Annotated in this window: 12 protein-coding genes and 3 pseudogenes; 10 read left to right on the forward strand and 5 right to left on the reverse strand. The window is 69.8% G+C overall.

From position 1 onward, the window contains the following. Window positions 1–35: 35 nt before the first annotated feature. The 3 genes and pseudogenes from HTV45_RS17690 (at window position 36) to HTV45_RS17700 (ending at window position 2,753) form a co-directional block, all read left to right on the forward strand. On the forward strand, window positions 36–467 hold the full coding sequence (locus HTV45_RS17690) for an ATP-binding protein (RefSeq protein ID WP_215206766.1): 432 nt from the start codon (window positions 36–38) through the stop codon (window positions 465–467). A 296-nt stretch (window positions 468–763) separates the two neighbouring features. Then, window positions 764–1,681, forward strand: a complete 918-nt coding sequence (locus tag HTV45_RS17695; RefSeq protein WP_215206767.1) for a helix-turn-helix domain-containing protein — start codon at window positions 764–766, stop codon at window positions 1,679–1,681. A gap of 180 nt (window positions 1,682–1,861) precedes the next feature. Next, window positions 1,862–2,753: pseudogene (locus HTV45_RS17700) on the forward strand (hypothetical protein). A 60-nt stretch (window positions 2,754–2,813) separates the two neighbouring features. Here the strand turns inward: HTV45_RS17700 and HTV45_RS17705 are convergent. Beyond that, entirely contained in the window at window positions 2,814–3,290 is a 477-nt protein-coding gene (locus HTV45_RS17705; protein WP_215206768.1) for a hypothetical protein, read from the reverse strand. Between the two features lie 336 nt (window positions 3,291–3,626). Here HTV45_RS17705 and HTV45_RS17710 point away from each other — a divergent pair, with 336 nt between their 5' ends. Both HTV45_RS17710 and HTV45_RS17715 read left to right on the forward strand, forming a co-directional pair. Beyond that, a complete protein-coding gene (locus tag HTV45_RS17710; protein ID WP_215206769.1) occupies window positions 3,627–3,992 on the forward strand; it encodes a PH domain-containing protein in 366 nt (121 codons plus the stop codon). Window positions 3,993–4,153: 161 nt separating this feature from the next. Next, on the forward strand, window positions 4,154–4,972 hold the full coding sequence (locus HTV45_RS17715) for a hypothetical protein (protein ID WP_308309694.1): 819 nt from the start codon (window positions 4,154–4,156) through the stop codon (window positions 4,970–4,972). 77 nt (window positions 4,973–5,049) lie between these two features. On the opposite strand, the gene aspS is transcribed toward HTV45_RS17715, so the two are convergent. The 3 genes from aspS to HTV45_RS17730 all read right to left on the reverse strand — a co-directional run bounded on the left by aspS (window position 5,050) and on the right by HTV45_RS17730 (window position 8,747). Beyond that, entirely contained in the window at window positions 5,050–6,813 is a 1,764-nt protein-coding gene (gene aspS, locus HTV45_RS17720) for an aspartate--tRNA ligase (protein ID WP_215206770.1), read from the reverse strand. 318 nt (window positions 6,814–7,131) lie between these two features. Beyond that, window positions 7,132–8,112, reverse strand: coding sequence for a pirin family protein (locus tag HTV45_RS17725; protein WP_215206771.1), 981 nt, complete (start codon window positions 8,110–8,112; stop codon window positions 7,132–7,134). A gap of 170 nt (window positions 8,113–8,282) precedes the next feature. Beyond that, entirely contained in the window at window positions 8,283–8,747 is a 465-nt protein-coding gene (locus tag HTV45_RS17730) for an SseB family protein (RefSeq protein ID WP_103542740.1), read from the reverse strand. Window positions 8,748–8,909: 162 nt separating this feature from the next. On the opposite strand from HTV45_RS17730, the gene HTV45_RS17735 reads away from it, so the two are divergent. The 3 genes from HTV45_RS17735 (at window position 8,910) to HTV45_RS17745 (ending at window position 12,553) form a co-directional block, all read left to right on the forward strand. Next, the gene (locus HTV45_RS17735; RefSeq protein WP_215206772.1) at window positions 8,910–10,736 is read left to right on the forward strand and encodes an acyl-CoA dehydrogenase; all 1,827 of its coding nucleotides are present in this window, start codon (window positions 8,910–8,912) and stop codon (window positions 10,734–10,736) included. A gap of 171 nt (window positions 10,737–10,907) precedes the next feature. After that, window positions 10,908–12,206: a M18 family aminopeptidase gene (locus tag HTV45_RS17740; RefSeq protein WP_215206773.1), complete on the forward strand. Its 1,299-nt coding sequence runs from the start codon at window positions 10,908–10,910 to the stop codon at window positions 12,204–12,206. Between the two features lie 95 nt (window positions 12,207–12,301). Continuing rightward, the gene (locus tag HTV45_RS17745) at window positions 12,302–12,553 is read left to right on the forward strand and encodes a DUF6458 family protein (protein WP_215206774.1); all 252 of its coding nucleotides are present in this window, start codon (window positions 12,302–12,304) and stop codon (window positions 12,551–12,553) included. Between the two features lie 191 nt (window positions 12,554–12,744). Here the strand turns inward: HTV45_RS17745 and HTV45_RS34350 are convergent. Continuing rightward, window positions 12,745–12,873: pseudogene (locus tag HTV45_RS34350) on the reverse strand (cupin); the annotation flags it as partial. 18 nt (window positions 12,874–12,891) lie between these two features. Here HTV45_RS34350 and HTV45_RS34355 point away from each other — a divergent pair. Beyond that, a pseudogene (locus tag HTV45_RS34355) lies at window positions 12,892–13,029 on the forward strand (AraC family transcriptional regulator); the annotation flags it as partial. Then, on the forward strand, window positions 13,026–13,523 hold the full coding sequence (locus HTV45_RS17750; RefSeq protein ID WP_215206775.1) for an LURP-one-related/scramblase family protein: 498 nt from the start codon (window positions 13,026–13,028) through the stop codon (window positions 13,521–13,523). The pseudogene HTV45_RS34355 and the gene HTV45_RS17750, both read left to right, overlap by 4 nt. Window positions 13,524–13,637 lie beyond the last annotated feature (114 nt).

Genomic DNA, 13,637 nt, shown 5'->3' on the forward strand with positions numbered 1-13,637 from the left:
GTTAACGGTAAGCGCGTCCGGCCACGCTCGGTCACGTGAACAGCGAAAAGACCACCCAACTTCTCTCACCCGCCGACCACTTCACCGTGCTCCTGTCACCCACGCCCCGCAGTGCCCGCCTCGCCCGGCTGCTCGCCACCGCCTGGACGCGCGACCGGGACCTGCCCCACCGCATCACCGAGGCGGCCGAACACCTCGTCGCCGAACTCGCCGCCAACGCGGCCACCCACGGCCGGCTCACCGGACGCGACTTCCGCCTCGCCCTCCTGGCCGACGGCGCGACCCTCCGCATCGAGGTCACGGACACCCGAGGTGACGACCTCCCGCGCCGCCGCGTCCCCGCCCCCGACGACGAGTCCGGGCGCGGCCTGCTCCTCGTCGAGGCCCTCGCCGACCGCTGGGGCGTGGACCTCGGACCGGTCCCCCGCAAGACCGTATGGGCGGAACTCGACCTACCACCATCCTGACCTGCGGAAACGACACCGGCACCGGAACCCCGCCGCGTGTGTTCCGGTGCCGTCGGCCGTCTTTCCCAAGGACCACGGGAGAGAAAGAAACCCCACCAAGCCCCACCCCTCCCGCCCACGGCGCACGCTCACTCGCGCGGGTGAACATCGCCAACTGGAGTGGATATGCCACAGGTTGTCTGCCCTACGCTCAGCGCAACACAGCACGGCACACAGCCCCAGACACGCAAACGGCCCCCGCCGGGAGTGACGTCCCATTGCGAGGGCCTGCCCACCAAGGAAGAAAGCCCTTCCCGATGAACACCCAAAACACTAGCGTGTCCCCGCACGCCCAGTCCCGTAACGGCGACAAAAACCACGCCTCCCGGCCCGCCCACACGACGCGGCACCCGGGCGGCGTCACCCACGACAACGCCCGCCACACCGCCCGCTTCACGGTGATCGGCAACCACCTCGCCCAGCACCCGGACCTCTCCCTGCTGGCGATCGGACTGGCCTGCCACATCCAGTCCCTCCCCAACGGCGCCCCCGTCGGCATCAAGACCCTCGCCGCCCGCTTCCCCGAGGGCCCGACCCGGATCGCCGCCGCGCTGCGCGAACTGGAGGCCCACGGCTACCTGCGCCGCACCCGCGAACGCACCCCGGCCGGCCGCATCGTCACCCGCACCGTCTCCTGCAACCAGCCCGGCCGACGCGACGCCCCCTCCGGGCCGGGCGAGACGCCCAGCCCTCCAGCCCGCCCCCCAACCCGCCGCGCGGCCACCGCCCCGCAGCAGGAACCCGCTCGCCGACGCGCCCTCCCCGCCGTACCGAAGCCCGGCTACACCTCCCCCGACCTCCTCCGCGCGGCCACCGACGTCCTCGCCGGCCTGCGCCGCGAGGACCCCCGCCTGCTGCTCTCCGCCGCCGACGCCGAACACCTCACGCCCGGGGTCGTCGCCTGGCTGGAGCGCGACCTGACCCCCACCAGCGTGCGCAAGGCCCTGGCCGGTGACCTGCCCATGGAGCCCCTGATCCGGCCCGCCGCCCTCCTGGCCCACCGCCTGACGGCCAAACTCCCGCCCCTCCCGCCCTACCGCGCCCCCGAACAGCCCCCGCCCGTCCGGCACCCCCTCCGCAACTGCGACGCCTGCGACCACGCCTACCGCGGCCCCGACCCCCACCACTGCCCGGGCTGCCTCGCCGTCCGGCAACCGCCGCCCACGGCCCTCTGACGCGCCGACCAGGACCCGCCGCCCGCCGGAGAGCGGCTCGCAGCCGCCTTCATCCGTCCAGGTGAACATCACCAACTGCGCGCCTGTCGGACCTGGTTACAGCCCTACGCTCCACGCGAAACGCACAAGGCATGTGCCAGAGGCAATGCCCCTTCTCCTCTCACCCCCACGGGAACCCGCATGGTCAACTCGCCCCACGAGGCGATGCACCGCATCTTCCAGCAATACCCGGGCCTCTTCTCCGGGGTGTCCGAGGTCCTCGGCGTCGACTTCCCCCCGCCCACCTCGGTCACGGTCCTGCCCAACGACCTCACCGAGACCAGCCCCGTCGAACGCCGCGTGGACACGCTCCTGCGGCTGGACGCGGAGGACGGCGAACCGCTGCTCCTCGCGGTCGAGGCCCGAGGCCCAGGGAGCCAAGGACCCTCACAAACCCGCCAGCTGGGCGTACTACGCCTCGTACCTGCTCACGAAGTACCGGCTCCAGCCGCTCCTGCTGGTCGTCTGCCAGGACCGCGCCACGGCGGAATGGGCCGCGCGCGAGGTCAGCTTCGGCCCGCGCCAGTGGCCCGTGCTGACCCTCCGGCCACTGGTCGCGGGACCGCACAACATGCCGGTGATCACCAACCCCGCCGAAGTCCGCAAGGACCTCGCCCTCGCCACTCTGTCCGCGATCACGCACGCCACACATCCGGACGCCGGGGCCATACTCAAGTCAATGACGACCGTTCTGCGGGACACACCGCAGAACCTCGCCGACCCGATCATCGAACTCATCGCACAAGGCCTGGGCAAGCACCCGGCCGCACAACTGTGGAGGAAACTGGTGGCCGTGGACCTCTCCTTTTACAAGTCGGACCTCTCCGAGGAAATCCGCGACGAAGGCCGAGCCGAGGGCGCGGCCCGACGCGCCGCCGAGGACATCCTGGAGATCCTGGACGTGCGCGGCATCGCCGTCCCCGAAGCGGTCCGGGAGCGCATCACCGCCTGTGGCGACCCCGAGATCCTGCGCCACTGGCACCGCCGAGCCGTCACGGCCCCGACGGCGGTAGAGATCTTCGAAGACAAGTAGTCACGGCCGTCGCCGCGCCTCCCCGCACCACCCGGAGGGGAAGCGCGGCGACGCCGCTCCTCAATCCGGCCGCACCACGAACCTCGTCACCCGCCGCATCCGGACACCCGTTCCACGCGGCTCCAGATCGCCGGCCACCGCCACCTCCAGCCCCGCCGGCCAGGCATCGGCGGCCCGGTCGACGTCCTCCGCCCGCAGCTCCACCCGGACCCTCCGCTGGCGCGGGGCGTCCTCGTGGAGGAAGGAGCCGTAGATCGTCGCCTCACGGGGAATCACGTCCCGGTGCAGCTTGGTCACCACACCGTTCAGGACCGCCCCCTCCTCCCGGCCCAGCCGCTCCCGCAGGTCCTTCGCCACCACGTCCAGCGCGCCGACATGCCGGTGGGAGATCCCGACCGGCGGTGAGGGCTGCTCCATCGGCATCTCGGACGACCAGGCGAAGGACAGGGAGAAGTCACGGCGCTCCTCACCCGCGATCCGCACCAGGGCCTCGCAGAGGTTCGCGGACAGGCCGGCGCCCGACATGTCATCGACCACTTCCGCTGGCTTCTGGCCCCGGAGAACAACGCCATGCGCGTCGCGTGAAGTGACGTGTCGGACGGTCCGACCCTGCTTGCCACGGCGGGAGCCCGGTTACTCAGTCCGTACGAGACGGCATCCGGCCGGCGCGCCCATACGTCTCGACCGCCGCCGCCCGACCGAGGCGCGGTCCTCTTCCCGCGTCCCGGGGAGAAGCCGGCCGCGTAACACGCTCGCCACAGCAGGGCCCGGGAGACGGCCGCACCTTTTCCCGGGCTCTCCCGTTTGCGAAGATCGTGTGAGAAGCGGCCGGCACCCGGCCGTCGTCACCATTCCCGTGGGGGGACCCGTTCCATGGCACTCTTCGGCAACGCGCACACCGTCGACCCGGCCAAGGCCCAGCAGGACTACGCCCGGCTCCTGGGCCACGGCGAGCAAATGCACGCCGCGTTCCAGCTGATCCGCGACACCATACTGTTCACGGACCGCCGTCTGATCCTGGTCGACAAGCAGGGCATCACCGGCAAGAAGGTGGAGTACCACTCCGTCCCGTACCGCAGCATCACCCACTTCGCGGTGGAGACCGCCGGCACCTTCGACCTCGACGCCGAGCTGAAGATCTGGATCTCGGGCTCCCCGACCCCCCTCCAGAAGACCTTCACCAAGGGCGTCGACATCTACGAGGTCCAGGCCATCCTCACCCAGTTCGTCGCCCGCTGACCCGATCGGGTGAACGCCCCTCATATGCCGGACGCATAGGCCATGGGCGTACCAGGCTTGCGCTCACGGTCACAGCCACACACGAGGCCTCCCACCAGCTCTTCCGGAAGCACCCGGAGGCCCTCACACCCGTCTTCGAAGCACTGGGCCTTCCGCCGCCCGTGAAGACGGACTTCCACGAGCTCTCCGCCGACGTCACCGAGATCCGCCCGATGGAGCGCCGCGCGGACACGGTCCTCATGTTCGAGCCCGAGATGGGTGAGCACTTCGTCCTGGCCGTCGAGGCCCAGACGAAGAAGGACCCGGACAAGGCGAACAGCTGGGCGTACTACGTCGCCTACCTGCGCGCGAAGTACGACCTGCCCGTACTGCTGGTCGCGGTCTGCCGAGACCGCTCGACGGCGGCCTGGGCGATGGGCCCGTTCGAGTGCGCTGTGGGCCCTTGGTCGACCCAGGTCACCCGACCGTTCGTCCTGGGCCCGCAGACCGTCCCCGAGGTCACCGACGAGACGGTGGTGGTCCAGCAGCCGGCCCTGGCGGCGCTCTCGGCCATCGTTCACAGCCAGAGCCGGAGGGCAGCGGCCATACTGGAAACGGTCGCCCGCGGGCTCGCGTCCTTCGACCGGGACACCACAAAGTACTGGTTCGAGGTGGTAGAGGTAGGTCTGGAGTCCACTCCGACCAGGAAGAACTGGAGGAAACTGATGGAGAACGCCGTCACCTACTTCCCGGGGCACGGAACGCTCTTCGAGGAGAAGTACCTGGAGGGCAAGGCCGAAGGCGAGGCCACGGGTGAAGCCCGAGGTGAAGCCCGGGGGATCCTGCGCGTACTGGAGGTACGGGGCCTCCCCCTCTCCGACGACGTCCGTCAGCGCATCACCACCTGCACCGACCTCGACCGCCTCAACGATTGGCTCGACCGCTCCGGCACGGTCGAGCGTGCCGAAGACCTCTTCGCCGAGGAGGGTCCGGCGGCCTGACGGCCCGCGTGCACGCGGAAAGGGGCCCGGAACCACCGTCGCGGTGGTTCCGGGCCCCTTCGCTGCTGCCGTGGTGACTACTTCGGCTGCGGCTTGCGCACCGTCAGGTGGAGTTCCTTCAGGCGGCTCTCGTCCAGCTCCGTCGGCGCGCCCATCATCAGGTCCTGGGCGTTGCCGTTGAGCGGGAAGGCGATGGTCTCGCGGATGTTCGGCTCGTCGGCGAGGAGCATGACGATCCGGTCGACGCCGGGCGCGATGCCGCCGTGCGGCGGGGCGCCGAAGCGGAACGCGCGGAGCATGCCGGCGAACTTCTCCTCGACCGTCTCCCGGTCGTAGCCGGCGATCTCGAACGCCTTGAGCATGATCTCCGGCTCGTGGTTCCGGATCGCGCCGGAGGACAGCTCCACACCGTTGCAGACGATGTCGTACTGCCAGCCCAGGATGTCCAGCGGGTCCTGGGTCTCCAGTGCTTCCAGGCCGCCCTGCGGCATCGAGAAGGGGTTGTGGGAGAAGTCGATCGCGCCGCTCTCCTCGTCCTTCTCGTACATCGGGAAGTCGACGATCCAGCAGAAGCGGAAGACGTCCTCCTCGAAGTGACCGGCGCGCTTGGCGGCTTCGACCCGCACCGCGCCCATGATCTTCGAGACCTCGTCGAACTCGCCCGCGCCGAAGAACACCGCGTGGCCGGGGGCCAGGGAGAGCCGCTTGGTCAGCTCGGCGACGTTCTCCTCGGTGAGGAACTTCGCGATCGGGCCGCTCAGCGCACCCTCCTCGCCGACGCGCACCCAGGCCAGGCCCTTCGCGCCCTGGGAGACCGCGTAGTCGCCGAGCTGGTCGAAGAACTTACGGGGCTGGGCCGAGACGTCCGGTACCGGCAGCGCCCGGACGTGCTTGCCGGCGAACGCCTTGAACTCCGAACCCTCGAAGACGTCGGTGATGTCGATGAGCTCCAACTGGGCCCGCAGGTCGGGCTTGTCGGAGCCGTACTTCAGCATCGCCTCACGGAACGGGATGCGGGGGAACGGCGACGTCACATGACGGCCGTTGCCGAACTCCTCGAACAGCTCCGTCATCAGCTTCTCGATCGGCCGGAAGACGTCCTCCTGCTCGACGAAGCTCATCTCCACGTCGAGCTGGTAGAACTCGCCCGGCGAGCGGTCCGCGCGGGCGTCCTCGTCACGGAAGCAGGGCGCGATCTGGAAGTAGCGGTCGAAGCCGGAAATCATCAGCAGCTGCTTGAACTGCTGCGGGGCCTGCGGCAGCGCGTAGAACCTTCCGGGGTTCAGGCGGGAGGGGACGACGAAGTCGCGGGCGCCCTCGGGAGAGGTGGCGCTCAGGATCGGCGTCGCCATCTCGTTGAAGCCCAGCGCCGTCATCTTGTGGCGGATCGCCGAGATGACCGACGTACGCAGCAGAATGTTGCGGTGCATGCGCTCGCGGCGCAGGTCCAGGAAGCGGTACTCCAGGCGCCGCTCCTCGTTGACACCGTCATCGGCGTTGATCGTGAAGGGGAGCGGGGCCGCGGCGCCCAGCACCTCTACCGCGCCGACCTCGACCTCGACCTCACCGGTCGGCAGTTCGCTGTTGACGTTCTCCGCACCGCGCGAGACGACCTGGCCGTCGACGCGGACCACGGTCTCCTTGGACAGCTTGTCCAGCGCCTCGTACGCCTCGGTGCCCGGACGGGCCACGAGCTGCGTGATGCCGTAGTGATCACGCAGATCGATGAAGAGGATGCCGCCCAGGTCGCGCCGATTGTGCAGCCAGCCACTCAGCCGGACGTCGCTGCCGACGTCAGAGGCGCGGAGCTCGCCGCAGGTGTGGGACCTGTACCGATGCATCGTCGTTCATCCAGCCTTCGCGGATCGGGGTCGTTGTTTCACGTGAAACTGCCCCCAGCCTACCGGCCGGTCCAAGATCGCTTCGCTGTCATGACCCGTCGGGCGCAGAGGAACTTTTCAGCACTTTCCTCTTGAAGTGCCGAGATGCGCACCGGCGAGTCCCTGCCTGCCCCGGGGGACACCCCCGGGTCGTCCTCCCACCCGTCGGCCGGGCGCGGCCGCGGACGGACCTCCCGTGTCCGTCCGCGGCCGATGCGCTCCTGGTTCCGGGCCGGTCCGCCCGGGGTACTGCCGCCGCCGGTGGCAGTACCCGCCCGGTCAGGCCTCCTGCGGGCCCTTCTCCGACATGCCGTGCACGGCGGGGACCGTGCCGAGCCGGCCCTTCTGGAAGTCCTCGAAGGCCTGCATGAGCTCGTCCTTGGTGTTCATCACGAAGGGCCCGTAGTGGGCCATGGGCTCACGGATGGGCTGCCCGCCGAGGAGGACGACCTCCAGGTCCGGCGTGTGTCCGTCCTGCTTCTCGTCCGCGCGGACGGTCAGCGAGGAGCCGGCGCCGAAGACGGCCGTCTGCCCCAGGTGGACCGGCCGCCGCTCGGCACCGACCGACCCGCGCCCGGCCATGACGTACGCCAGGCCGTTGAACTCCTCCCGCCAGGGCAGGGTGACCTCGGCACCGGGCGCCAGCGTCGCGTGGACCATCGTGATCGGCGTGTGCGTGATCCCCGGGCCCTCGTGCCCGTCCAGCTCACCGGCGATGACCCGCAGCAGCGCGCCGCCGTCGGGAGAGGTGAGCAGCTGGACGCTGCCGCTGCGGATGTCCTGGTAGCGGGGGGCCATCATCTTGTCCCTGGCGGGGAGGTTCACCCAGAGCTGGAGCCCGTGGAAGAGCCCGCCCGACATGACCAGTTGCTCCGGCGGCGCCTCGATATGAAGGAGCCCGCTGCCGGCTGTCATCCACTGCGTGTCGCCGTTGGTGATGGTGCCGCCACCGCCGTTGGAGTCGTGGTGGTCGAAGACCCCGTCGATGATGTAGGTGACGGTCTCGAAGCCGCGGTGCGGGTGCCAGGGGGTCCCTTTCGGCTCCCCGGGCGCGTACTCCACCTCACCCATCTGGTCCATCATGATGAACGGATCGAGATGGCGGTAGTTGATCCCGGCGAACGCGCGGCGCACCGGGAAGCCCTCGCCCTCGAATCCGCTGGGTGCGGTGGTGACGGTGAGCACGGGACGTGCCACGGCATCGGCGGACACGGTCACACGGGGCAGCGTCAACGGGTTCTCGACGGTCACTGCAGGCATGGGTACCTCCTCGGGTACGCACAGTTTAGTTGAGCATTGAACTTCTTGCTACCCGGAACGGAGAAAGCCCGGAGGGAATTCCCTCCGGGCTTCACTCCGGGCTTCCCTCCGGGCGTCACTCCGGGCGTCACTCCGGGCGTCAAAGGCCAGCCGTCCGAGCAGCGATGGTTTCAGCCATACATCCGGCGCATGGCGAACTCGACCATCTGCTCCACGGCCTTGGCGTCGAAGACCATCCGGTGCTCGCCCTCCATGTCGACCACGAAGCCGTAGCCGGTCGGCAGCAGGTCGATGACCTCGGCGCCGGTGATCACGAAGTACTTGGACTCCTTGCCCGCGTACCGCCGCAGCTCCTTGAGCGAGGTGAACATCGGGATCACCGGCTGCTGGGTGTTGTGCAGGGCGAGGAATCCGGGATTGTCACCGCGTGGGCAGTAGACCTTGGACGTGGCAAAGATCTGCTGGAAGTCCTCGGCCGCCATCTGACCGGTGGTGAAGGCGCGCACCGCGTCGGCGAGCGACGGCGCGGACGGCTCCGGATACAGCGGTGCCTGCTGCCCGTACCCGCCCGGCATCTGCTGCTGCGGCGGGACGTAACCCGCCTGCGTCCCCGCGCTCTGGTCGTAGCCGTACATGCCGCACAGACTAACGACCCGGCGGGAGGGGTGGGTCACAGATGTCCGGATCGGGGTTGCTTCTTATTACCGACGGGTAGCATCATCGTAGCTACTTGTTGGTACGTGAACTAGCGCGAGGAGTCAGTGCCTCGCCGATCTCTCTCTTACGGAGCCGTCGCCATGGGGCACTACAAGTCGAATCTCCGCGACATCGAGTTCAATCTCTTCGAGGTACTCGGGCGCGACAAGCTGTACGGCACGGGCCCGTTCGAGGAGATGGACGTCGAGACCGCGAAGAGCATCCTCGACGAGCTCACCCGCCTCGCGGAGAACGAGCTGGCCGAATCCTTCACGGACGCCGACCGCAACCCGCCGGTCTTCGACCCGGAGACCAGCACGGCGCCGGTTCCGGCCTCCTTCAAGAAGAGCTACCAGGCCTTCATGGACTCCGAGTACTGGCGTCTGGGCCTGCCCGAGGGCATCGGCGGCACCACCGCCCCGCCGTCGCTGATCTGGGCGTACGCCGAGCTGATCCTCGGCGCGAACCCGGCCGTGTGGATGTACTCCTCCGGTCCGGCCTTCGCCGGGATCCTGCACGACGAGGGCAATGACGTACAGAAGAAGATCGCGCAGATCGCCGTCGACAGGCAGTGGGGCTCCACCATGGTCCTCACCGAGCCGGACGCCGGCTCGGACGTGGGCGCCGGCCGCACCAGGGCCGTGCAGCAGGAGGACGGCTCCTGGCACATCGAGGGCGTGAAGCGCTTCATCACCTCCGGTGAGCACGACATGTCGGAGAACATCCTCCACTACGTGCTGGCCCGCCCCGAGGGCGCCGGCCCCGGCACCAAGGGCCTCTCCCTCTTCCTCGTCCCCAAGCACCTCTTCGACTTCGAGACCGGCGAACTGGGCGAGCGCAACGGCGTCTACGCCACGAACGTCGAGCACAAGATGGGCCTGAAGGCCTCCAACACCTGCGAGATGACCTTCGGCGACCAGCACCCCGCCAAGGGCTGGCTGATCGGCGACAAGCACGACGGCATCCGCCAGATGTTCCGCATCATCGAGTTCGCCCGGATGATGGTCGGCACGAAGGCGATCTCCACGCTCTCGACCGGCTACCTGAACGCGCTGGAGTACGCCAAGGAGCGCGTCCAGGGCCCCGACCTGGCGAACTTCATGGACAAGGCCGCCCCGAAGGTCACCATCACCCACCACCCCGACGTACGCCGCTCGCTGATGACGCAGAAGGCGTACGCGGAGGGCATGCGCGCCCTCGTCCTGCACACGGCGTCCGTCCAGGACACCATCGCGGTGAAGGAGGCGGCGGGCGAGGACGTCTCCGCCGAGCACGCGCTGAACGACCTGCTGCTGCCCATCGTCAAGGGCTACGGCTCCGAGAAGGGCTACGAGCAGCTCGCCCAGTCGCTGCAGACCTTCGGCGGCTCCGGCTTCCTCCAGGAGTACCCGATCGAGCAGTACATCCGGGACTCCAAGATCGACACCCTGTACGAGGGCACGACCGCCATCCAGGGCCAGGACTTCTTCTTCCGGAAGATCGTCCGCAACCAGGGCGCCGCCCTGAACTCGCTCGCCGAGGACATCAAGAAGTTCCTGGCGATCGGCGAGGGCGGCGAGGAGCTGGCGGGCGCCCGCGAGCAGCTGGCCAGGGCAGCCGTCGAGCTCGAGGCTCTCGTCGGCCTGATGCTCACCGACCTCGCGGCCACCGAGCAGGACGTCAAGAACATCTACAAGGTGGGCCTGAACACCACCCGCCTGCTGATGGCCTCCGGCGACGTGGTCGTCGGCTACCTGCTCCTGCGGGGTGCCGCGGTCGCCGCCGAGAGGCTCCCGACCGCCTCCGCCAAGGACAAGGCCTTCTACACCGGCAAGATCGCCGCGGCGAAGTTCTTCGCGGCCAACGTCCTGCCGGGCGTCACCCAGGCCCGCAAGACCGCCGAGGGCGTCGACCTGGACCTGATGGAGCTGGACGAGGCGGCGTTCTAGGACGACCCCGTACAGACCCCGTACAGACGTCACGCACGACCCCGTACATACGGTACGGACAGCCGCGCGCGGGGACGTCACGGACGGCCCCGGCGCATACGGTACGGACGATCCACGAGGGCCCGCTCCCACGCAGGGAAGCGGGTCCTCGCGCTCGTTAAGGTGAACCTCATGAGCGAACCCCCCCGCTTCGATCGCGGCCACACCGACGACCTGATGTCCTTTCTGGCGGCGAGCCCCACGCCGTACCACGCCGTGGCGAACGCCGCCGAGCGGCTGGAGAAGGCGGGCTTCCGGCAGGTCGCGGAGACGGACGCCTGGGACGCGACGGCCGGCGGCAAGTACGTGCTGCGCGGCGGTGCGATCATCGCCTGGTACGTCCCCGAGGGTGCCACCCCCCACACCCCCTTCCGGATCGTCGGCGCCCACACCGACTCCCCCACCCTGCGCGTCAAGCCCCGGCCCGACAGCGGGGCGCACGGCTGGCGTCAGGTGGCCGTGGAGATCTACGGCGGCCCGCTGCTCAACTCCTGGCTCGACCGGGACCTGGGCCTGGCCGGCCGGCTGTCCCTGCGCGACGGCTCCACCTGTCTGGTGAACGTCGACCGTCCGCTGCTGCGCGTCCCCCAGCTCGCCATCCACCTGGACCGCTCGGTGAACGCCGACGGCCTCAAGCTCGACAAGCAGCGGCACATGCAGCCGGTCTGGGGCATGGGCGACGCGGTCCGCGACGGCGACCTGATCGCCTTTCTGGAGGAGACCGCCGGTCTCCCCTCCGGCGAGGTCACCGGCTGGGACCTGATGGTCCACCCCGTCGAGCCGCCGGCCTACCTGGGCCGCGACCGGGAGCTGGTGGCGGGTCCGCGCATGGACAACCTGCTCTCCGTGCACGCCGGTACGGCCGCGCTGGCGGCGGTGGCCGGACAGGGCCCCACCCCGCCCTACATCCCCGTGCTCGCCGCTTTCGACCACGAGGAGAACGGCTCCCAGTCCGACACCGGCGCGGACGGCCCGCTGCTCGGCGGTGTCCTGGAACGCTCGGTGTTCGCGCGCGGCGGCTCGTACGAGGACCGCGCCCGCGCCTTCGCCGGCACCGTCTGCCTGTCCTCCGACACCGGCCACGCCGTCCACCCCAACTACGCGGAGCGGCACGACCCGACCCACCATCCCCGCGTCGACGGCGGCCCCATCCTCAAGGTCAACGTCAACAACCGCTACGCGACCGACGGTTCGGGCCGGGCGGTGTTCGCGGCGGCCTGCGAGAAGGCGGACGTGCCCTTCCAGTCCTTCGTCTCCAACAACGCGATGCCGTGCGGCACCACGATCGGCCCGATCACCGCGGCCCGGCACGGCATCCGCACCGTGGACATCGGCGTGGCCATCCTCTCGATGCACAGCGCCCGTGAACTGTGCGGCGCCGAGGACCCCTTCATGCTGGCCAACGCGCTCGTGGCGTTCCTTGAGGGGTAGTCAGCCGCCAACCGCCCCTGCCACGCGGGCGCATGGGAGGCGTCCGCCCGGGTACCCGGTGCGCACCGGAAACACCGGACAGGGAGGCGACACCTATGGGCCTCGGCGGATGCATCATCCTCATCGCCGTGGGAGCAATCCTCACGTTCGCGACCGACTGGGACATGCAGGGTGCCAACCTTGACCTGGTCGGCGTCATCTTCATGATCGTCGGACTGATCGGCGTCGCGACCTTCAGCAGCATCGCCCGGCGTCGGCGGGTCGTCGTACCACCCGCCACCCCGGTCGTCGACGACACCACCCGTACCCGCACCCGGGACGGCTACAGCGACGGTTACGGCGTCTGAGCGGCGGCGGTCCGGCCGGCGTCACGAGAGGCCGCCGTCACGGAGGCGTGCGGCACCCTCCGCAGCCGAGTGCCAGGGGCGAGGGCGCGGGAGAGTTCGTATCCCGCGCCCTCGCCCCTGCCCGGCCGTCCGGACGGGCGAGTCCGCCACCGCACGGCGCACCGGGCCGGCGGCCGGCGACCGCTCCGGGGTCAGTCCAGCGGGTGCCCGGTCGCCGCGTCCACGCGGGCCGGGATCCTGTCATGGCGGTCCCCCGCGGTGAGGGTGCCGGTGGGTTCGGAGAGAAGGAACGCGGCGGGGACGGGTGCGCTGGGCTCGTGCCCGATGCTGCGGGGACCGTGAATACGGTGGCCACGCACGGCGGCCCGGGGACGGCGGCGGATCTGCGGGCGCGGCTGCGCCGCGAGACGGGACTCAGCCCGTCGGCCTACCGACGGCGTTTCGGGGGCGGACACGGGGAAGTGCTGACGTCATGAGATTTCTTGTGCGGGACCGGATCCTGGGCATCGGGGACGACTACTGGATCGAGGACGACCGCGGGAACAAGGTCTTCCTCGTCGACGGCAAGGCCATGCGGCTGCGGGACACCTTCGAGTTGAAGGACACCGCGGGCCGGGTGCTCGTCGACATCCGGCAGAAGATGTTCGCGCTGCGGGACACCATGGTGATCGAACGGGACGGCGAGCCGCTCGCCACCGTCCGGCGCAAGCGGCTGTCGCTGCTGCGCAACCACTACCGGGTGGCCCTGGCGGACGGTGGCACCGAGCTGGACGTCAGCGGCCGGATCCTCGACCGGGAGTTCGCCGTCGAGTACGACGGCGAACTGCTCGCCGTGATCTCACGGCGCCTGCTGACCATCCGGGAGACGTACGGCATCGACGTCGTCCGCGAGGACGCGGACCCGTCGCTGCTGATCGCGGTGGCGGTGTGCGTGATCCACCTGGCGGAGAAGGAGCGGGAGGACCGCTGACCCCGGCCGGAGGTCAGCGGGACGGCGACCCCGGCCGGCCGGCCACCGGCTGGGGCGGTCCCCGCCGCCGGACAGCGGCCGGGACGAGGACGGTCCAGGCCGCGCCGGTCAGCG

This window comes from Streptomyces sp. CHD11, assembly GCF_018638295.1.
Lineage (GTDB): Bacteria > Actinomycetota > Actinomycetes > Streptomycetales > Streptomycetaceae > Streptomyces.